This is a genomic window from Gilliamella sp. HK2 (assembly GCF_001690265.1).
Taxonomy (GTDB): Bacteria; Pseudomonadota; Gammaproteobacteria; order Enterobacterales; family Orbaceae; genus Gilliamella; species Gilliamella apicola_C.
Window position 1 is genome coordinate 37,972 of the sequence record NZ_LZGV01000066.1, and the last position, 21,900, is coordinate 59,871.

Consider the following 21,900-nt stretch of genomic DNA (forward strand, 5'->3'; position numbering starts at 1 on the left):
TAAAAAAATTGCAATAATAGATCATTTGTAAATAACCAAATGGTATAGAAAACTGAATATTTTTTACAAAATATAATAAAAATAAAAAAATAGTTAAATCAATTTTGTTAATACGCCAAATAAATATGATAAAACGGATATATAACTGTATTTAGCTTTCTTTACTAGCATTTGCTATCATTGCCGTTTTCACGTACCGCTTTTCTAAAATAAAGGCGATACAGAAATAGACAATAGTTAATATCCATAAATGCCAATATTGTTGGCTAAATTCGGAAAAGTTTGCGCCCATTTGATTAATTTTTACCGAACCGACTATAGCGGGAACGGCTGGAAATATATCGCCAATCAGATGAAACAAATAAGGCATTAATTCTTTGGGCCAAGACAATCCTGTCATAAAAAATATAATCATACTTGACGGTATAATTAAGCAAAACACATCGCTGACTGTATGAACAAAATGCGATACAACTTTACCGAATAATGCCGTAGACAAAATAAAGGGAATTATAAATGATAAAGAAACTAAAACGTGACCTAGCCTTGGTAAATCATACCAATAGTTAGCAAATACGGTATAAATAATAAAATAGATCAAATAAAGCGCTAAATAAGTTAATAATTTACCAGAAAGTAATAATAATGCAGATGATGCTGCGTGACTTTGCTGCTGAATAAACTTTATTTCAAATTCTGAATTTTTACTAAATAAACGACACAACGTGCTACCAATAAGTAATGTTTGGTATAAAATCAAAATAAAGGCAGCAGGAATAATATACGTCGCATACCCCGATTGTGGATTAAATAAACTAATTAACTGCGTATTAAAAGGTGCGGTATTATTAGTGGCTATCGCAGGATCTGTGCCTTGTGCTATTTTCCGTGAAATTGAAATTTTAGCACCAAAATCACCAGCAACAGTATTAATAGCTGTTGCAACATTACTATAAATTAAAATATAGCTTGCATCACCATAATATATAACAGGACTAGGAGCCCCTTCTAAGATATGCTGCTGAAAGCGATATGGGATAAGTAATGCCCCATAGATTTTACGTTGCTCAATAAGTGATTTAGCCGTTTGCAAATCCGCAATATGTAAATCTATTTTTATCGATTTATTCGCATCCATTTGCCTTATTAGCTCTCGACTATAATTGGTATTATCTTGGTCGATCACAGCAATTGGTACATCTCTTATCGCTTCATGTAAATAAGGTTGCGGATAAAAGAAGAAATAAAGAAAGATCCCAATAAACATGACACTTGCGATCGCCTTAGTTTGGAAAATACGCTTTAATTCGTCATAGGAAATTAATAGCAAAGATTTAATCATATTAACCGCCTACGAATCTTTCGTAAATGAAAAGAGATCAGAATTGCCATAACACTAAATTGAATCAATAAATAAAAAAATGGCTCTAATGATGTTATCATATTTGGAGCTCTAAGTGTTTGATCTAGCCGAATTTGTATGTACCATGTCACGGGTAATAAAGCGCCCCAAATAGAAGCAAAAATGTTCATCGCAATACGAGGAAAAATAAGTCCTGTAAAACCAAAACCTGGTGATGCAACTAAACTTGCAGTACCATAAGCTTGCGCCAATGTTGAGCCTGTCAAACCAAAAAAAATGCCGTATAAACAAGATGTTAAAATAAATCCTATATCACCAATCAAAAGCAACATAAACTGCCCATTGAGCGGTAAATTAAAATAAATTATTAAAATTGTATCAAATAAAATCAGGCAAAATAAAAAATAACAAAAATAAGGAAAGATTCGCCCCAATAAAAAAATAAAAATATTATGATTAGCTAATTGGAATATTTTTTGATAACTTGTTACATCAAACCGATCTCGGGTAACACTAGTAACCATTGCTAGCATAATAATTATCTGCAAAATGGTAGGAATAATGCCACTAATCAAGGTATACAAGTAATTTAATGTTGGGTTATATAATGGATGTAAACTCGTTGGAACAGTTTGCATTTGTTTTTGCGCAACTGGCGCAGCAACCCCTTTTTCTTGTAGTTGTTGCAATACTATTTGACTATTAGCTGTTTTTAACGCAGAGCTCATCGCTCGAAAAATAATCGTGCCTGCCGACATATACTGATTATTATAAAAAGCCACTACTTCTGGTTGATGGCCTGCAATAAGATCTTTTTCAAATTTAGGTTGAATAAAAAGTACCGCATAAACATCACCTTTAATCAAGGCATGCTTAGCAGACGAAAGATCTTGGTAGCGTTTAGCAACCTGTAACTGAGGTGAAGCGGCAACTTGTTGAATCAATAGACGTGATGATGATGTTGTATCCTGATCAACAACAGCTATTGGTACCTGAGTAATCACTCCTGCATGGTACATATAAAAAAACAAAAAAATAAACAATAAAGGATAGATGAAAACCAACAAAAACAAAAAACGCTGTTTAATTAATTTATGCAGTTCCCATATAATCACTTTTAATAGCGAATTAGCCATTAATGCCGTTCCCTTTTGTGTAAAATCTCCACATTATTATGTTAACGAGATTGCCATTTGGTGGTAACGCTCATTCCAGGACGGAGACCAGGCACTTGATTAATTGGTTTGGCGCGCATTTCAAAGGTTTTTAAATCAAAGTCACCCGTCGCTTTAGTCGCTTGCCAATTGGCATATTGTCCTAAAGCATTTAAGACAGTTACTTTAACATCAATGACTTGATTATTTAATGCTGGTACCTTTACCTTGAACGTATCACCGACTTTAAGATCGCCCAATAAATCTTCACGAATATTAAAGGTAAACCAAATATCATTCAAATCAATGATAGAATAAAGTGGCGTTCCAGGGCTATATAATTGCCCTACTTCGGCAACACGAGTTGTAATTTGACCATTAATTGGAGAAATTAAAGTTAATTCATTTACATCAGCGTTGACTTGCTCAAGCGCTGCCTTTGACTGTTCAACCTGTACATCGGCTAATTTTTTCTGTTCTACACTGCTACCATTTTCGGCTAATGCTAGGTTAGCTTTAGCTGCTTCATGTGCTTTAATAGCCGCTTGATATTGGTTAAACGATTCATCGTAATTTTGTTTGGAAACCGTTCCATTTTTAACTAAGCGATTAATTCGCTCATAACTGGTTTGCGCTAATAATAAATCAGATTTCGCTTTATCTAACTGTGCTTTTTGCAGATCAATTGTTTCTGGTCTAGTACTATAAGTATTATCTCGACTTGCCATTGCCACTTTTAATTGGGCTTCAGATGTCGCTAACTGCGCTAATAATGCTGGATTTGAAAGATTAAGAAGAATATCACCCTGTTTAACATTATCTCCAACATCATAATTAAATTGAATAACTCGACCTTGTACTCTAGCCGCCACATCAACACGGTTAGATTCAACCTCACCTTGTAATATAATGGTATTAGGTTGATTTACAAAATATATAATTATAACCATGACAATAACAGCCATGATTGCTACAATCAAAGAAAGGCGTTTTTTATGCATAAAATTGTGCTTATAAATGATTAGCGAAAAACTAAAATAGAGTTACTAGAGACATAATATAAAGCCAAATATTAAAATACGCAATAAAATGTGACTTTATATGGAGCACGGTGTTTTTCATATTTGGAATGATTTTTGAAAATATTTATTCTTAGTGAAGGCTGAATTATTAACTTTAAAATTTATTTATTGAAAAGACATTGAATCATAATACACTAAAAACTAGCCATCTAAATATAAATGCAACGCTAAGCTTTCGGGCAATAATTTGCGGTATCTAAAGCTTTATTTTAGCTATTTCAACAGTAAAGGTATAGATCTACTTGATAATAACAACACTACTCTATTACTATTTTTGATTTTGATTAAAAAGGTAAATTTCCTTTTATCGACGAAAATTGCTCAATATTAACACCAAGTGATTTAAAATAATTAACAGCATCAATAATATCAGAGAATTGTTTAATTTGCTCAATGCCATAATCCTCTATAACGTCCATCTTACTTTCAATGATATAAAAAAGGTAAGTGCTATAAAATCCGCTTTTCTTTTTCAATGCATATTGAAAAAAATAGCGCTCTCCATTTATTTCCTTTATTTCATCACATCCCCTGACTTTACCTTTTTCAATAGCGGAAAGTAAATTTTTGATTAAAATATTATCCATCTAAAAGCACCCAGCAGTTTACTACCCAAAGGTTAGTATTTTGTTATGTTAAGGTAAAAGTTTGCTCTACTACATTTTTCAATCTTTAGATTATTGCGAATTCCAGCAAATTAGTCATCAACTACATATAATCAACCCAATAATGGATCCAAGTAACGTTAGCACAACAATCATTTTCCTTTCAACATGGCTGTGAGTCAGTTTGAAACGAAAAGCCTGCATTATAACTAGTATTAGCCCCAAGATTGCCATTACTAGACCTATATTACCAGAGCTATCTTTTGGCAATTTAGTCATGGTATTATCCATTTCTTGCATCCAATCGTATTTGCTAGAACCCATAACTAATAAGATAAACATACCGGCTAAGTAAATCACATAGTGTATAATAGCAATAATTTTTCTCATATAAATAAACTTGTAAAGTTGGTTAGAATTAAGTAGAAAGTGACCATAGCTTATTGATTACTTTATTTGGATAATGGGATAGATCTTTTTCTCAATTACAAAAACGTTTACTATTTTTAATTCTCTACAACTATTATTTATTGTAGAGCCCAAAACAAAACTGAGTAAAAAATCGCAATTAAATCTAAACATACTAGCTTTATCAAATAAATAGCAGATAAGTAAAGCTGAACGATTTAAACGCCATCCTAAACGTTCATAACTACTTATAACATACTTCACATTGACCAATTACATCAAACACATGATCATAAGTACTTAAGATATAATGTTCATCACATTCGGTATCAAATACTTTATCAAAACAAGATTTTTTTACCCGTTGATATTTTGATTCATCAATCATCGTAATCGTTAAACTTTTTATATCTTTGAACTTAAAATAAACTAAAACTTCACCACTTAGCCCATTATTTAATTGACAAAAAGATAAATCAAGAGAAGTTACTACCTCTAGTTCCAGAGGATACATATCTAATATGACATTTTTTAGAATAAAGGCATCTCTTCCATATACTTCACCATATAGAGTCTTAATAGCCTGATTATTTATTGTTAGCACCTTACTTTTATCCTTGCTTATCCATTTTTGTTAAAATTATTAGATATCATACAATTTTTTTAAGGATCAGGATAAGGTAAAATCAAAAATGGTTAAACTTTATCTGCAAAAAAAAATCACACAGTAATTTAGCCGAAGAATATGATCTGCACTTTAGATCACTAAATAAATCAAGCAAAGTATCTCATTCAAACCTACAGATCATCACAACCAGAAGAAAATAATCTGTTTGCATTACACAAAAAGCTTAAACAGTTGCAAATGGGAAATGGCATCCTAAATGCAAACCAATATCGTTATTCTGGTTACCTTATATAACTACTTAGAGGGCATTAAGAAATTAGGTTCATATTGTCAGGCTATTCTCCTCCTGTAGAATTTAACAAATCGCTTCTCTCTTAATTTTTTGTTTGCAAATGAGTTGCCATTCCAAAATATTGTAAATTTTATCTTACTTGTTCCTATGCTTATGCCCATAACAATTACCATACATAATTATAGAGTTAAATTCTATATGCTTGACAACACTTATGATCTTTGCATAATTGCAATCTAACATAAAATTAAATGATGATTTATGCCAATATTTTAATAAGGATTTATCAATGGAAAAAATACTAAAGATAGGTGTTGCCTCTTTGGTTTTAATTGGCGCTTTGCACACTGCTAATGCCTATGAAATTACTTGTCCAATAGCGGTGAAAGTTAAATCTGCTCAATTTGATATTGATAGAGCTCCTGATGGTTGGGAAGTTTCAGAAAAAAGAAATGAGCGTAAAGTACTTAATGCCGCAGGTATTTATTCCGATAAACCTGTTAAATTAATTCAATTAAAACCTGAAGTAGGTATTATTGATGGCAAAAAATATGAGTCGACTTGGAGTGTTAATACCATTTATGATAAAGAGGGTAACTGGATTAGCTGTGGCTATAATAGCGACGAAGTGCAATTAATAAAGAAAATCGATCCATCAATGAAAAGCTGCTGGATGACTAGTTCAAAAGATCAATTCGATAATCCTCAAATTGTATTTAAATGCAGCACGAGTGAATTACAAGAAATTCATTAAGCCTATAACTAATTTTCACTCGTAGTAAAAGATTAGTCGAGTGACAAGCTATAAACTATTTCCCGAAAAATGCAAAATCAAATTTGAATGTAGAAAAATATCAGCTCATTAAACAAAATTAATATAGCAAGCGGTGAAAAACGATGTTTTATCTGTATTAAAGCGCTTTATTAAACGCTATTTTTTTGTTAATGGCAAGCGCAACATAATGAGACAGAAAGCTAAATCTGAGTTTCTAAGAGGCTAAAAGTTAGAAATAATTCAACTAAACAGATAATTGCAAGAAGAAAAGGATAACAACTCAATAAGGCTAAAACTGTTATTTCTTCAAGGGACATAAATGCTTATCAAAAAAGCTTAAAATAAGTATAAAACGACGAAAGATAATAAAGAGAAATATAACTGCAAAATAGTACTATTGCTAATATTGTACAGATAAACTTTAAAAATTTATTTTTACATGCAAAAACGATAATTATACTCAATACAAAAACAGCCAAATACACCCACCAAAAAACAATCAGCGATAATAAAAACATATCAATAATATTTAGTGGCATAGTCATAAACGCCCTTGTTTATTAAATATAAAAATTAGATAAATCATATAATGGTGGCCCCTACTGGACTTGAACCAGTGACCAATCGATTATGAGTCGACTGCTCTGACCAACTGAGCTAAGGGGCCATTTCGGCGTGCTACTAAGTTAGTAGGATTGCGATTATAATAGAGTTAAATCGAATTTGCTATAATTAATTAATAAACCAGGTTAGTTTGATTATTTCTTAATCTGAAATGTGTTTATAAAGTTTTCCTCTCGCTTAATTACTAATATTTTTTGCTTAATGAAACTGATACAATAACTTGGTTCATTATTATTTTTTATTATATTGGCTAAGGAAATATCATGTCTATCAAAAAATCAGTATTTGTTGGTGTTGTAATATTAGCAACTTTGCTTTTAAGTGCGTGTAGTAGCGATAAATATCAACCGACTGCTGCTGGTCGCCAAGTCCAATTTATTGATACTAAGCCTGCAGATTCTTGCCAGTTTTTGGGGAAAACAGAGGGGCGTCGTAGCAGTTTCTTTTCTGGACTTAAAACACATAGTGAACTTATTCGCGATGCGGCATCAGAACTTATGAACAAAGCGGCTACGATGGGCGGTAATGTGATTTATAATGCGCAAGATACTTCTATGCAATATATTTCAGATATTGCACCAACAGATGCGGTTATGGTTGGTGAAGTATATAGTTGCAAATAGGGCTAGTTAATTAAAAAAGGGAGGGCTTACCTTTCCTTTTTTAATTGGCGTCACTACTTGTATAGCTTTTAGCTATTTTGCTTTTCAAATTGCTGCATAAAGTCAATTAAATAATTGACCCCTTCTTGATCCATGGCGTTATAAATTGATGCACGCATTCCTCCGGCAATTCGATGCCCTTTAATACCAATAATGTTAGCTTGGCTTGCTTCGCTTACAAATTTTTTATCTAGCTCTTCATTTGGCGATAAGAAAGTTACATTCATAATTGATCTGTTAGCGGTTGCAACAGTATTTCGGTAAAAATTAGATTGGTCGATATATTGGTATAGCGATTGTGCTTTGGCTTGGTTACGTTGCTGCATGGCTTTTAGCCCACCAAGGTTTTTTATCCATTTAAACACTAACCCCGACAAGTACCATGCAAAGGTAGGTGGTGTATTAAACATAGAATCGTTATCCATTAAAATTTTGTAATCTAATATTGATGGTAAGATTTTTTGGGCATGACCGATTAGATCTTCACGCACAATAACAATAGTAATACCTGATGGACCAATGTTTTTTTGGGCACCCGCATAAATGATACCATATCGGCTTATATCAATTGGTTGTGATAATATGCATGATGATAGATCGGCAACGACTGTTTTATTACCAAAATTTGGCTCTTCAAAAATTTCAATACCATCAATTGTTTCGTTGGGACAATAGTGTACATAAGCGGAATCATCATTTAATTGCCATTCAGACATAGGTTTGATAGCGGTTAATCCATTTTGCTTTATGACCACATTTTGCTCGTGAATTTGGCAATATTTACTGGCTTCTTTGGCAGCACACTGGCTCCAATAACCACTATTGATATAGTCTGCATTGGTTTTATTGCCTAAAATATTTAATGGCACTGCGGCAAATTGTGCTCTAGCACCGCCTTGGCAATAGAGAATTTTGTAATTATTAGGGATATCTAATATTTCACGCAGGTCGTTAGAAGCTTCAACAGCACAGGCATCAAAATCTTTACCTCTATGACTCAATTCCATCACCGATGCACCTGTATTATGCCAATTCAATAACTCGGCTTGAACTTGTTTTAATACATCTGCAGGTAATTTTGCAGGACCTGCACTAAAGTTATAACTTTTACTCATAACAATTCACTTTAATCCATTCAAAAAAGAATTCTATTTTTACACCGTATTAACAGATATACAATCAGATTTTTTAAGAAAAAGATGCATACGTCTATACCCTTTGGCTATTTTATCTCTGTAATCAAAAACTATTGCTTTATATGGCATTATTGATTTAATTGATATAAAAATACCGGCAAATGCCGGCATAGTTATGAAGAAGAGTGAAAAGGCTAGGATAATTGTTGCTTTGCATTTTTAATTGCTAATTTAACTTGTTGTGGTGAAACCCCGCCTTTAGCGCAACGTTTGGCTAAGCATGATTCTAACGATAATATTGAATAAACGTCATTACCAATGACAGGGCTAAATTTCTGTAATTCCTCAAGCGAGAGCTCTTCAAGCGCCTTTTTCTTGGTGATTGCATCAATTACTGCTTCACCAACAATATGATGTGCTTCCCGAAATGGTATACCTTTGGCAACTAAATAATCAGCAAGTTCGGTCGCATTGGAATAACCTTGTTTAGCCGCTTCTTGGCAGTTTGCATAGTTAATTTTAATATCTTCTAATACTAATATGGCAATATCTAAACATTCATGCCAAGTATCCAGTGCATCAAATAGATGTTCTTTATCTTCTTGTAGATCTTTATTATAAGCAAGCGGTAAACCTTTCAAGGTCATAAGCGCTCCGGTTAATGCGCCAGTCACTCGACCTACTTTGCCACGAATTAGTTCTAATGCATCTGGATTCTTTTTTTGCGGCATAAGTGACGAGCCCGAAGTAACGCGATCAGATAATTCAACAAAGTTAGCTTCACCAGTGTTGAAAATGATAAGATCTTCAGCAAAACGTGATAGATGCACCATACCAATTGAAGCATTATTTAATAGCTCAAGAATGTGATCACGATCAGACACCGAATCTAAACTATTATTTGTTGCTACCGAAAAACCTAACCAATTTGCTAATTGATCGCGATCCATGGGATAAGCAGTTCCAGCCAATGCACCTGTCCCTAATGGGCTTACATCTAAGCGTTTTAAGGTATCTTGTAAACGACTAACATCACGGCTGAGCATTTCAAAATAAGCTAAACACCAATGTGCAAATGTGATTGGTTGTGCTCGCTGTAGATGGGTATAACCAGGCATAACGGCATTTTGATGTTGTTTTGCTGTTGTAACAAGAGATTGTCGCAATTGATTAATGGTATTAATTAAATAAGGAATTTGATCTTTACACCATAGTTTTAGGTCAGTGGCTGATTGATCGTTGCGACTTCGACCTGTATGTAATTTTTTACCCAAATCACCAATTTTTTCGATCAGTTTTTGCTCCACCCAACTGTGTATATCTTCAGCATCACTTTGTAAAATCTGATTGGGATCTTGTTGTACCAAAACCAGTAATTCGTTCAAAGCTTTTTCTAACTTTTTTTGCTCATCATAAGATATAACGTTAACAGTCACCAATGCTTTCGACCAAGCAATTGAACCAATGATATCTTGCTCTGCAAGACGATAGTCAAAGCGCAATGAATCATTAAAATGCTTAAATTGTTGATCTGCCGCTTGGCTAAAACGCCCACCCCATAATGCCATAATTACCTCTATATTATTTTTAATAACTAGTTAAACACGTACAATTTTATCTAAAATAACAACATACAGACATTAGCCTGTATATTGTTGTTATTTTATTTGTGATATCGGAAATCACTTTTTTACTTTTGTTGCTATGTTTTACTCACAGGTTCCGCTGTTTTAACAGATTTAGCTGATTTGGTCTTTTGAGCGGGTTGTTTTTTCTTATCTTCGTTTAAAGCTCGTATACGTGAGGATAACGAGAATAGACGAATAAAGCCACCTGCATGGCTGTGATCATAAACATCATCTTCTCCAAATGTTGCAAACTCCTCATTATATAGACTATTCGGCGATTTTTTTTGTACTGCTGTTGCATTACCTTTATAAAGTTTAACAACAACTTCGCCTGTCATGTCTTGTGCTAATACTTCAGCGGCCGCTTGAATTGAACGTCGATATGGAGCAAACCAACGACCATCATAAACAACATAGGCCATTTCAATTCCGAGTTGTTCGCGCCATTTAAAGCTGTCACGGTCTAAGATTAATTGCTCTAAACCACGTAATGCTGTCATCATTATTGTGCCACCTGGAGTTTCATAGCAACCACGTGATTTAATGCCAACTAGGCGATTTTCAATAATATCTACGCGACCAACGCCATGTTTTGCACCAATTTTATTCAGTGTTACCACGCAGTTGTAAGGCGATAATTTTTTGCCGTTAACCGACACTACTTCGCCTTTTTCTATTCCAATAGTAACCAGTTCTGGTTTATCTGGCGCATCTTCGGGCGAAACAGTCCAAGCCCAGCAATCAGCATTAGCCTGGTTCCAAGTACTTTCTAGCACACCGCCCTCAGTCGAGATATGCCATGCGTTTTCGTCACGGCTATAAATTTTTTCAACCGTTGCCGTGGTTGGGATTTTACGAACTTTTAAATAATCAATTAACGCTTCACGTGAACGTAGATCCCACTCACGCCAAGGTGCAATGACTTTTAGTTGTGGAGCAAGTGCAGTGTAAGTTGTTTCAAAGCGTACTTGGTCATTACCTTTACCTGTTGCACCATGACATAGTGTATCTGCACCAACTTCTAATGCATATTCTACTTGTGCTTTTGCAATAATTGGACGAGCCATCGAGGTACCAAGATAATAAGTGCCTTCATATAAGGCGCCTGTTTTCAAAACAGGATATACATAGTCTTTAACAAATTCTTCTCGTAAATCAACCACTTTACAAGCCACCGCCCCCGAGGCTTTAGCTTTCTTTTCGACATCTTTTAATTCTTTGGGATCTTGACCTACATTAGCAACAAAAGCGTAAACTTCACATCTTCCATAGTTTTCTTTTAACCAAGGAATAATTGCTGATGTATCCAAACCACCTGAATAAGCTAATACAACCTTTTTTGTTCCACTTTTTTTCATGTTACACCCTTTCCAAATTAACTTACGATAAATAAATGCGTTAAAGATATATACTTTTATACTTGCATTGATGATAACTAGCCTAATACAAATACTTGTTATTTAAGCAATAATTTTTGTACCCGTTGCTCCTGATATTCCATTAAATAATTTGATAAGTTGATCGGACTCTTTCCAACTGGCAATCACAATCGGCTGCCCCAGTTCTTTAGCTGCTTCAAAAGCCGAATTCACTTTTACCACCATACCATCGGTAATAATACTTTTAGCGATCAATTGATCCGCCTGTGATTGTGTTAAAGACTCAATCCGCTGCTTATTTTCGTCAAGCACGCCAACGACATCAGACAATAATATTAAGTCTGCACCTAAAGTTTTAGCGAGCGCTACCGCAGCATGATCGGCATTAACATTCATCATTTGCCCACTTTCGGTGATGCCAATTGAGCTAACAATCGGCAAATAATCTGCATTAACAAGTAAATTTATTAATGTAGGATCGCCTGCTTGAGCTTCGCCAACATAACCTAGATCTTCCGAAATTTGTTTGACTTTAACACTATTACCATCAGCAAGGCAGAGCCCAACACTTGGTATTTGATGTTTTTTAGCTTCAGACAATAATTTGGTGTTTGCGCTACCAGCAAGGCTTCCTACAATCACATCAATTTGATCAGCTGGCGTTACACGTAGCCCATTTCGGCGTACTACGGGTAAAGAAAGCCTATCCATTAATGAATCAACTACCGTACCACCGCCATGAACAATAATTAAAGATCGTTGATAATTCTTTTTATATTCACTAATAACAACAAATAATTGGCTTAAGGCATCTTTGTTATCAAGTAATACGCCACCAAGTTTTATAATTAATGGTCTCATTTTAGTTTCCTAGTAATTTAACTTATTGTTAAGATGTTCAAAATTTAAAATAGAAATTAGTCCATTTTTATAATAATGCGGTTGTTTCATCAAAACCATACCGAATGTTCATGCACTGTACAGCCTGCGTTGCTGCGCCTTTTAATAAGTTATCCTCAACAGAAATTAAGATTAAATGACGATCTTTTAATACAAAGCCAATATCGCAATAAGGCAAACCAACAACAGATTTTAATGCAGGCAAATTTTTTTGATACACTCGAATTAAAGGTTTATTTTGGTAGTATTTATTTAAAGTAGCAAGAATGTCTTGTGATGTTACACCCGCTTTTACTCGGCAAGTGATTGTGGCGTGGATACCTTGTTTAAAACTACCTAGATGCGGTGTAAAAATAACTTCTTGCCCTAAATGCGTTGCAATTTCGGGCTGATGGCGATGAGTAAATACCCCATAAGCATGTAAACTTACTTCGCAAAATAAATTATTATGTGAAGGTTTTCGGCCTGCGCCACTCACACCACTTACAGCATTAATTACCGGCCATTGTGAATTATCCAATAAACTCTCTTCGATTAACGGTTTTAGTGGTAATTGCGAAGCGGTAGGATAGCACCCAGGCACAGCAATAAGCTGTGCATGTTTGATCTGCTCAACATTCCACTCAGCTAAACCATAAACAGCTTTATCTAACCATTTAGGGTGTTGGTGCGTGAAACCATAGTAATCGCTATAAAAAGTAGCACAATTCACCCTAAATGCGCCTGACAAATCAAATACAGTGCAACCATGCTCTAAAAAGTAAGGAGCAAGATTGTGACTAACGGTATGTTCGGTGGCTAAAAAAACAATATCAACATCATTGATATAAGCAGAATAATCAGATGTGGCTATAAGTGGCAGATCAATAACCCCTTTTAGCTGAGGATGCAGCTCATAATCAGAAATCAGCCTGCCACCATCTTGACTATTTTCCGACACAATTAAAGCGGTAAGTTCGACATGGGGATGCTTGTGCAAATAATAAGCTAATTTTGCGCCCGCATACCCGCTTGCACCGATAACAATTGCCTTTAACATATTCATCCTTATTAATTCTTACGCAATAATTGTGCATATAGTAAGCCATTCAAAAGACTAACACAAGCACAAAATGAATTTTTATTCACTTTTTATGAATTTAATTTCATTATTTCTATCGAAATTGATTTTAAGATAAGGCTTAAATGCTAAAACATTTTTTGCAAAAATAAGGTACAAACAAATAATGTTAATACCTACCAATAACGATCGGTAGGTATTTAATGAGCTATATTATTTTAAAAAACTTGCTGATTTTAATATTGCTATCAATAATTCCCAATAACGATAAACACTTTGGATATTGACTTTCTCATCTGGGGAATGTGGTGAAACAATTGTTGGTCCAATTGAGATCATATCCATATTTGGATAGCTTTGCTTAAATAGACCACATTCCAGCCCTGCATGTATCACCATTATTTTTGCCTGCTGAGAAAAAATTTCGTGATATTTACCTTTTGCAAGTTTAAGTAATTGCGAATCTAAATTGGGTTCCCAACCCGAATAGCCACCACTGATTTCGTAATTAGCATTAATAAGTTGGCTAAACGATACCAAGGTTGATACAACAGCATCTTTTGCACTATCCACTTGAGAGCGAATCAAAAAATGGGCATTAAATTGGTTGTCTTCGATACTGACTATACCTAAATTAAGTGATGTTTCAACCACACCATGAAGCTGATCGCTCATTCTAATCACACCATTAGGTGCGGTATTGAGATAGTTTATAATCTTATTTTGATGTTCAGCTGTTAATACCCTTTTGACTTTATTAGATTCAACTTCAGATAATGTTATTTCGATAGAAGGTTCTACATGGCCTAATTCGTTGTGTAAAATAGTTTGATATTGTTTAACAATGGCTTCTAATTTAGGTAGATCTTGTTTATTTAAAGTGATTTCAATGAAAGCTTCTCTTGGAATAGCGTTACGTAGTGAGCCACCTTTTATGTCGGCTAATCTAAATGGGATATCTTGTACATACTGCGCTAAAAAGCGAGCCATTAATTTGATTGCATTACCACGCCCAAGGTGAATATCACAACCAGAATGCCCACCTTTTAGTCCTTTTAGTGAAATGCTTATATAACAATCATGCTTTTCCGGTATTACCGCATAGGTCACAGCAAAAGTTGTGGAAAAATCAACACCTCCAGCACAGCCCGTAAATATTTCCCCCTCATCTTCAGAATCAGTGTTAATCAAATAACGGCTCTTTAACCAATTAGGTTGTAAACCAAAAGCACCGTGCATACCTGTTTCTTCTGAGGTCGTTATTAATACTTCAATCGGCCCATGTTCAACAGCCGGATCAATTAACACAGCTAGCGCAGATGCTAAGCCGACACCATTATCTGCACCTAACGTGGTACCTTTGGCTTTTACCCATTCACCATCAACATAAGCTTGAATTGGATCAGTGAAAAAATCGTGCACAGTACCTTCATTTTTTTGTGGCACCATATCCATATGAGCTTGCAAAGCAATCGATGGACACTGTTCCATTCCTTTGCTTGCTGGTTTAGTGAGTAAAATGTTACCTACTTTATCAAGCTTGCAGTCGATATGATGCGTATTAGCAAAATCGACAATGTATTTAGTTATCATTTGTTCATGATGAGATGGATGCGGGATTTTACAAATATCATTAAAAATCTGCCAAACAAATTTGGGTGCTAAAGTAGAAAGCATGATATAACCTCAAAATTAATTAAGTTAGTATTAAATTAAGGAGTGGTTTTTTTTAACTAATCACTCTATAATAAGGTGCAATTTTACATCTATTTTTAGTTCATGAATATTTATTTATTCACACATTCGATTAAAATTGCAGGTTACTCATGTCAACAGAACAAACTTTATTAACAGAAGAAGAAATCCAAGCCAAAAAACAACACAAAGCAGAACTTATTGCTGAAAAGAAAAAATTCACCGTTACCTGGGAAATGTTGCAATCCTACGGGCGTCAACTATCAGAACGTTTATTACCTGCTAATCAATGGAAAGGTATCATTGCCGTTAGCCGTGGTGGTTTAGTCCCTGCCGCTATTTTAGCTCGAGAACTTAGTATTCGTTATGTTGATACTGTTTGCATTTCAAGTTATGATCACGATCATCAACGCGAAAAACTGATCCTAAAGCAAGCCAATGGTGATGGCGAAGGCTTTATTGTCGTTGATGATTTAGTCGATACGGGCAACACTGCTCACACTATTCGTGAAATGTATCCAAAAGCTCACTTTGTTACTATTTTTGCAAAACCAGCAGGTAAACCACTTGTTGATGATTATGTTGTAGATATTGCTCAAGACACTTGGATCGAACAACCTTGGGATACAGGTGTTATGTTTGTTAAACCTATTTGCGATCATAAATAATCAATAAGGATACCAAGGTTGTTATGGCAGCTACCGAAAATCTAACAGCACAGATATTCAAACCACAATTGAATTATCCTGAGACTTCGACGCTAATTAACCGTACTGATAGTAGTAATGGCAGTAGCATTAGTGCGTTAGATGGAGAGGTCGACTCAAAATGGTATCGAATTGTCAACCCTATTTTGTGGCATTGGCGGGGGTTACCAAAATTAGAAGCTGAAGCGGTTTTATCAAAAATTGCCGCTTCAACAAGATGCCACACAAATGATAAATGGTTAGATACTGTTATCGGTTATCAATCTGGTAACTGGATTTATGAGTTTTTAAACCAAGCAGCAATGTGGCAAACTAAAGCAGAGTCAGTAGATAAAACAAATCTTACCGATGCAGATAAAGATAAGCTACTCAACGAGTACCTTATTGCCAGTGAATATGCAAGTATTGCCAGTTATCCACATTTTAAAAATGATGAGCTGGCAATGTATGCCCAAGCCTGTGCTTATCAAACTTATTCCAAAGCCCTTAATTTTTCAACTTTTTTAGTTAAAGAACTTGAATTTAAAGTTGATAATCACAACGTTAAAACAATTTTACACCTACCAAAAACTGAAGGGGCTTGCCCTGTGGTACTAATCTGTAATGCTTTGGGTAATTTACAAATCGATTATTATCGATATTTTAGTGAATTTTTAGCCCCTCAAGGATTTGCCATGTTAACTGTTGATTTACCTTCTGTTGGCTATAGCCGTAATTTTGCTTTAACACAAAATAGCAGTAAAATTCATCAAGCTATATTAGAGCAATTGTCCAACATACCATGGATTGATGATCATCGTGTTATTGTTGCTGGTTTTCGATTTGGTTCGCATATTGCCACTCGCTTAGCTTATTTAATGCCAAATAAAATTAGAGGATTATTTAACTTTACGCCATTTGTTCATCAAATTTTTGCTGACAAAGAACTGCAAAAAGATCTCCCTAATAGTTATAAAGATATGCTAGCTAGCCGTTTGGGTTTACCTTCGATATCCAATCAGCAATTAGCCGCAGAGTTAAATTATTTTTCTCTAAAAAATCAAGGTCTTTTAACACATGCTTGCCAAGTACCGGTCATGAATATCATTTTTGAAAATGATAAATTAAGTAATCTTAGTGAAGCAAAATTGATTCATTCAACTAAACAAAATAAAATAGTGACCGTGCCAAAAACACCACTACAAAAAAGTTTACATCAGGCGTTAACCCAATCAGTCAAATGGATGAGGTCTGTTTTATAATTCACGATTAACCAAAAGAGTCATATTATGTCCAATAATAAACAACAAACTATTGTTGTTAAATTAGGCACCAGTGTACTAACTGGTGGTACTAAACAGCTAGATCGGGCACGAATAGTTGAGTTGATACGACAATGTGCAACTTTACATCAAAATGGACATAAAATTATTATTGTTACTTCTGGCGCCATTGCCGCAGGTCGCGAATACTTAAACTACCCTACCTTACCTAATACTATCGCCTCAAAGCAATTACTCGCCTCTGTTGGGCAAAGCAAACTGATACAACTTTGGGAACAGCTATTTTCTATCTATAAAATCTATATTGGCCAAATGTTACTAACTCGTGCAGATCTAGAAGATCGTGAAAGATTTTTAAATGCACAAGATGTATTAAAAGCCATGTTAGATAATCGTATCGTTCCTGTAATCAATGAAAACGATGCAGTCGCCACAGCCGAAATAAAAGTGGGCGATAACGATAATTTATCTGCCCTTGCCGCTATTTTAGCACAAGCTGATAAACTGATATTATTAACCGATATTGATGGTTTATATACAGCCGATCCAAGAACAGATAGTAATGCAAAACTTATCCAAGAGATCGACCAGATCGATGATAATTTACGTAGTATTGCTGGTGGTAGTGTTTCTGGACTGGGTACAGGAGGTATGAGCACAAAATTACAAGCTGCGGAAATTGCAGGTAGCGCAGGTATTGAAGTGGTAATTGCAGCTGGAAATAGATCTAATGTGATTATTGATATTATCAATAATCAATTTGTTGGCACAAAATTTTTGCCGCAAAAAACGCCACTAGAGCACCGAAAATACTGGTTATTTGGCGCACCTAAAGCTGGTAAAGTATTTTTAGATGATGGTGCAGTTAATGCAATATTAAACAACGGTAGTTCACTACTACCAAAAGGCATTATAAAAGTTGAAAAAAACTTTTCTCGTGGTGAAGTGATTGATATTTGTAATAGCATCGGCAAGCATATTGCTCAAGGTGTTAGCCGATACAATAGCGATGCACTGAGGCAAATTGCAGGACACCATTCCAAAAAAATTAGCCAAATTATTGGCTATGAATATGGTTCTGTTGCTGTTCATCGAGATGATATGATAATTAAATAACAGATAATTGAATTAATGTTTTTCCGATATAACCCAATCATAAACAAAAAATAATGTATTATTGTATTAAACGATTAACTCATTAGGATAGAAAATAAAGTCATCTTAAGGAAGAATCTAATCCAAAGTTTGCGTATTTACTCATTAAAAGTGATGAGAAGTTCTGTTACCAAATTCTACAATAAACCAACCGATTGTAGCGTTACAATTTCAGGTTTCGCATTATGAGTTCTTCAAAAACTTATTATATAGCTAAATACATCATCTTTTGATCGAATCATCCATCGGAAACCTTACGTTTCTCAGATTGTTAGATAACTCCATTACTAAATCTTTGAAGATTTTTTATTCATTTTCAGTTGCTTATTTTTTGTATATTACAAATATTAAAAATAAGTAAATACAACAATTATTTATAGGATTGGATAAAACACATTTTCAGCCAATTATTGCAGCGCTTATCACATCACTTGCTGTTTATAAAATGTGTTAATCCTTTTAAAATTTTAGCTGTTCCAATTAAATAATTTATCTTGCTGCGCGCTCTAAAATAGCTTCAGCGGGCTGTCTTTGTATGTAAACCATTCTAGCAATTAATAATAATGCTGCAACAGCAAGCCCTGATATAATTCCTATCCAAAAACCAGCGGCACCAATTGGCTTAATGATTAGATCGGTCAATCCTAGAACATAACCAACAGGCAATCCAACAACCCAATAAGATAGTAGTGTAATAAAAAAGATGCTTTGAGTATCTTTATAACCTCGCAACACATTACTTGCCACAACTTGCAAATAGTCAGATGCTTGATAGATAGCAAGTAAAATAATTAACTGCATACAGATAGCAATGACCGCAGCCTCGCTGGTAAATAGTGCGATAATTGGTGTTCTAAAAATGACTAGAACTAGTGCAACAAAAACAGCCATGCAGAGCGATATTGATAAACTAATATAGGCGGTTTGTTTAGCTAACGCTGGTTTTTTATTACCTAGTAAATAGCCAACACGTATACTGGTTGCAACACCAAGAGATAATGGAATAGCAAAGGTCAAACTACTGATAGTAAAAATGATTTGGTGAGCTGCAACGGTTATTTGCCCTAATGGAGCTATTAATAACGCAATCACAGCAAAAAGGCTCATTTCAAAGAAGTAAGCCAGCGCTAAAGGGGTACCCAGTATAATAATCTTTTTGATTATATTAAAATCAACCAGTTTTGTGATTGGAGTATTACGTATATCTTGTTGGCTTGGACTAACTAGTGTATATAAGCGTATTAAAATAAACATAAGCCAAAATATAATTGTTGCTGTAATGCCACAACCAACGCCACCAAAAGCAGGTAAGCCTAACTTTCCATAGATTAAAATATAGTTAATTGGAATATTGGCAAGAAGAGCAATAAATATGATGACCATAGCGGGTTTAGTATTCGATAGTCCCTCACATTGATTTCGGTAAACTAAAAAGAGTAAGAACGCAGGCACCCCCCACATGATAGCGCGTAAAAATGAGACGGCAACGTTAACCATTTCGGGATCAATCGGGTGCTCAACTGAACTCCTTAAATTAATTATTTTGTCAGAATGATATAAGAAAATCATCATTAATATCGACAATATTAAAGCAATTACCACGCCTTGACGAGTTTGGCTTGCAACCTGATCACGTTTAGCTGCACCATTTAAGTTTGAGATAATGGGGGTTAGCACCGTTAACAAACCTTGGCCAAATAAAATTGTTGGTAACCAAATTGATACGGCAATAGCTACTCCAGATAAGGCTGTTTTGCTATAATTTCCCGCCATGATGGTATCGACAAAGGTGATTGCCGTTTGAGATACTTGTGCAATAAGTACAGGAACTGCTAATTTACCAAGATTTTTTACTTCGTGTTTATAATGTTGTTTCATGGTTTATTACCTTTTAACTGTTCCCCAGAGGTCGTATTCATCAGAATGTTCAATATTAACTTGAACAATATCACCTACTTTAACTTGGTTTTCTTCATTTAAATATACAACACCGTCTATTTCAGGAGCATCAGCCATGCTACGGCCTATTGCGCCTTCATCATCAATTTCATCAATAATAACGGGAAGCGTTTTACCTATTTTGGCTTGTAGCTTTTGTGTTGAGATTTTTTGCTGTAATTGCATAAAACGATCAAAACGCTCTTGTTTGATCGTTTCTGGTATTTGGTTAGCTAGTTTATTGGCAGCAGCACCTTCTACGGGGCTATATGTGAAGCAACCAACACGATCCAATTGTGCTTGAGATAAAAAGCTGAGCAATAGCTCAAAATCTTGATCTGTTTCACCTGGGTATCCGACTATAAAAGTGGAGCGCAAAGTAATATCTGGGCAGATTTCACGCCATTTATCAATTCTTTCTAAGGTTCTTTCAATAGTTCCCGGTCGTTTCATTGATTTTAAAACTGATGGGCTTGCATGTTGTAATGGCACATCTAAATAAGGTAGGATTTTTCCTTCAGCCATTAATGGTATTAAGTCATCAACACTAGGATAAGGGTACATATAATGCAATCTTACCCAAATTCCTAGGTTAGCTAACTGTTCACAAAGGGTCTGAATATCGGTTTTTAATGGTATACCATTCCAAAAGTTAGTGCGGTTTTTTATATCGATACCATAGGCTGACGTATCTTGCGCAATAACTAATAGTTCTTTAACTCCACTATCAGCTAAGCGTTTAGCTTCATCTAAAACGTTACCAATTGGTCGGCTAATCATATCTCCGCGCAAAGATGGGATAATGCAAAATGTACAACGGTGGTTACAGCCTTCTGAAATTTTGAGATAAGCATAATGTTTCGGTGTTAATTTCACACCTTGTTGAGGAATTAAACTCGTATAAGGATTATATGCAGGTTTGGGGACATATCTATTAACATGACTTAATACAGATTCATAGCTATGTGGGCCAGATATTTCAAGTACTTTGGGATGTACAGATCTAATTTGATCTTCTTTTGCGCCAAGGCATCCAGTAACAATGACTTTACCGTTTTCGTTCAATGCTTCACCAATTGCTTCGAGAGATTCTTGTACGGCACTGTCAATGAATCCACAAGTGTTAACAATAACCAGATCGGCATTATCATAGCTTGGCACAACTTGATAACCTTGCGTGCGTAATTCAGTTAAAATTCGTTCAGAATCGACTAAGTTTTTAGGACAGCCAAGGCTCACAAATCCAATTGTAGGGGGTGATATATTCATAGTGTTTATAATTGTGTTTTATATAAAGAGGTATTGTTTGAGAATTTAATAAACTATTTTTATAATTATTTGCTAATCAAAATAGCCTCGGCATTCTATCACATTTCGTTACAGTTGATACACTGATTTTCAAATTTGAAAGGAATATTAGATATGTATTAACTGATTTATTTGATAG

At 34.7% G+C, this 21,900-nt stretch carries 18 protein-coding genes, 1 tRNA gene and 1 pseudogene; 5 read left to right on the forward strand and 15 right to left on the reverse strand.

Annotated elements, in window-relative coordinates:
• Nucleotides 1–151: 151 nt before the first annotated feature.
• The 6 genes from A9G45_RS06065 to A9G45_RS06090 form a co-directional block, all read right to left on the reverse strand.
• Nucleotides 152–1,342, reverse strand: coding sequence for an ABC transporter permease (locus A9G45_RS06065; RefSeq protein WP_065566479.1), 1,191 nt, complete (start codon nt 1,340–1,342; stop codon nt 152–154).
• On the reverse strand, nt 1,339–2,499 hold the full coding sequence (locus A9G45_RS06070) for an ABC transporter permease (RefSeq protein WP_065566478.1): 1,161 nt from the start codon (nt 2,497–2,499) through the stop codon (nt 1,339–1,341). Before A9G45_RS06070 ends, A9G45_RS06065 begins: the two co-directional genes overlap by 4 nt.
• A 41-nt stretch (nt 2,500–2,540) precedes the next feature.
• Nucleotides 2,541–3,518, reverse strand: a complete 978-nt coding sequence (locus tag A9G45_RS06075) for an HlyD family secretion protein (protein ID WP_065566477.1) — start codon at nt 3,516–3,518, stop codon at nt 2,541–2,543.
• 365 nt (nt 3,519–3,883) lie between these two features.
• On the reverse strand, nt 3,884–4,186 hold the full coding sequence (locus tag A9G45_RS06080; protein WP_065566476.1) for a hypothetical protein: 303 nt from the start codon (nt 4,184–4,186) through the stop codon (nt 3,884–3,886).
• 117 nt (nt 4,187–4,303) lie between these two features.
• Nucleotides 4,304–4,594, reverse strand: a complete 291-nt coding sequence (locus tag A9G45_RS06085; protein ID WP_065566475.1) for a hypothetical protein — start codon at nt 4,592–4,594, stop codon at nt 4,304–4,306.
• Nucleotides 4,595–4,856: 262 nt separating this feature from the next.
• On the reverse strand, nt 4,857–5,216 hold the full coding sequence (locus tag A9G45_RS06090; protein ID WP_065566474.1) for a hypothetical protein: 360 nt from the start codon (nt 5,214–5,216) through the stop codon (nt 4,857–4,859).
• Nucleotides 5,217–5,821: 605 nt separating this feature from the next.
• On the opposite strand from A9G45_RS06090, the gene A9G45_RS06095 reads away from it, so the two are divergent.
• Nucleotides 5,822–6,286, forward strand: a complete 465-nt coding sequence (locus A9G45_RS06095) for an STY0301 family protein (RefSeq protein ID WP_065566473.1) — start codon at nt 5,822–5,824, stop codon at nt 6,284–6,286.
• Between the two features lie 611 nt (nt 6,287–6,897).
• On the opposite strand, the gene A9G45_RS06100 is transcribed toward A9G45_RS06095, so the two are convergent.
• Nucleotides 6,898–6,974 (reverse strand) — tRNA-Ile (locus tag A9G45_RS06100).
• 220 nt (nt 6,975–7,194) lie between these two features.
• Here A9G45_RS06100 and A9G45_RS06105 point away from each other — a divergent pair.
• Nucleotides 7,195–7,554 carry a DUF4156 domain-containing protein gene (locus A9G45_RS06105; protein ID WP_065566472.1) on the forward strand — a complete coding sequence of 120 codons (360 nt, stop codon included), beginning with the start codon at nt 7,195–7,197 and terminating at the stop codon, nt 7,552–7,554.
• A 68-nt stretch (nt 7,555–7,622) separates the two neighbouring features.
• Here the strand turns inward: A9G45_RS06105 and serC are convergent, their stop codons facing one another.
• From serC to A9G45_RS06135, 6 genes and pseudogenes are all read right to left on the reverse strand, one after another.
• Nucleotides 7,623–8,708 (reverse strand): 3-phosphoserine/phosphohydroxythreonine transaminase, encoded by a 1,086-nt coding sequence (serC, locus tag A9G45_RS06110; protein ID WP_065566471.1) that lies wholly within the window; start codon nt 8,706–8,708, stop codon nt 7,623–7,625.
• 215 nt (nt 8,709–8,923) lie between these two features.
• Nucleotides 8,924–10,297 carry an argininosuccinate lyase gene (argH, locus tag A9G45_RS06115; RefSeq protein ID WP_065566470.1) on the reverse strand — a complete coding sequence of 458 codons (1,374 nt, stop codon included), beginning with the start codon at nt 10,295–10,297 and terminating at the stop codon, nt 8,924–8,926.
• A 200-nt stretch (nt 10,298–10,497) separates the two neighbouring features.
• Nucleotides 10,498–11,715, reverse strand: a pseudogene (locus A9G45_RS06120) (argininosuccinate synthase); the annotation flags it as partial.
• A 102-nt stretch (nt 11,716–11,817) separates the two neighbouring features.
• A complete protein-coding gene (gene argB, locus A9G45_RS06125) occupies nt 11,818–12,597 on the reverse strand; it encodes an acetylglutamate kinase (RefSeq protein WP_065566469.1) in 780 nt (259 codons plus the stop codon).
• Between the two features lie 67 nt (nt 12,598–12,664).
• Complete coding sequence (gene argC, locus A9G45_RS06130; protein WP_065566468.1) at nt 12,665–13,675, reverse strand: N-acetyl-gamma-glutamyl-phosphate reductase; 1,011 nt, start codon at nt 13,673–13,675, stop codon at nt 12,665–12,667.
• 234 nt (nt 13,676–13,909) lie between these two features.
• Nucleotides 13,910–15,373 carry an aminoacyl-histidine dipeptidase gene (locus A9G45_RS06135; RefSeq protein ID WP_065566467.1) on the reverse strand — a complete coding sequence of 488 codons (1,464 nt, stop codon included), beginning with the start codon at nt 15,371–15,373 and terminating at the stop codon, nt 13,910–13,912.
• Nucleotides 15,374–15,522: 149 nt separating this feature from the next.
• On the opposite strand from A9G45_RS06135, the gene gpt reads away from it, so the two are divergent.
• Genes gpt through proB form a run of 3 tightly spaced genes read left to right on the forward strand, consistent with a single transcriptional unit; the run spans nt 15,523 to nt 18,476 of the window.
• The gene (gene gpt, locus A9G45_RS06140) at nt 15,523–16,059 is read left to right on the forward strand and encodes a xanthine phosphoribosyltransferase (RefSeq protein ID WP_081295616.1); all 537 of its coding nucleotides are present in this window, start codon (nt 15,523–15,525) and stop codon (nt 16,057–16,059) included.
• Nucleotides 16,060–16,082: 23 nt separating this feature from the next.
• Entirely contained in the window at nt 16,083–17,339 is a 1,257-nt protein-coding gene (gene frsA / locus A9G45_RS06145; protein ID WP_065566466.1) for an esterase FrsA, read from the forward strand.
• Between the two features lie 27 nt (nt 17,340–17,366).
• A complete protein-coding gene (proB, locus tag A9G45_RS06150) occupies nt 17,367–18,476 on the forward strand; it encodes a glutamate 5-kinase (RefSeq protein ID WP_065566465.1) in 1,110 nt (369 codons plus the stop codon).
• A 528-nt stretch (nt 18,477–19,004) separates the two neighbouring features.
• Here proB and A9G45_RS06155 read toward each other — a convergent pair.
• Nucleotides 19,005–20,393, reverse strand: a complete 1,389-nt coding sequence (locus tag A9G45_RS06155; RefSeq protein WP_065566464.1) for an MATE family efflux transporter — start codon at nt 20,391–20,393, stop codon at nt 19,005–19,007.
• 6 nt (nt 20,394–20,399) lie between these two features.
• Entirely contained in the window at nt 20,400–21,722 is a 1,323-nt protein-coding gene (gene rimO / locus A9G45_RS06160) for a 30S ribosomal protein S12 methylthiotransferase RimO (RefSeq protein ID WP_065566463.1), read from the reverse strand.
• Between the last annotated feature and the right edge of the window lie 178 nt (nt 21,723–21,900).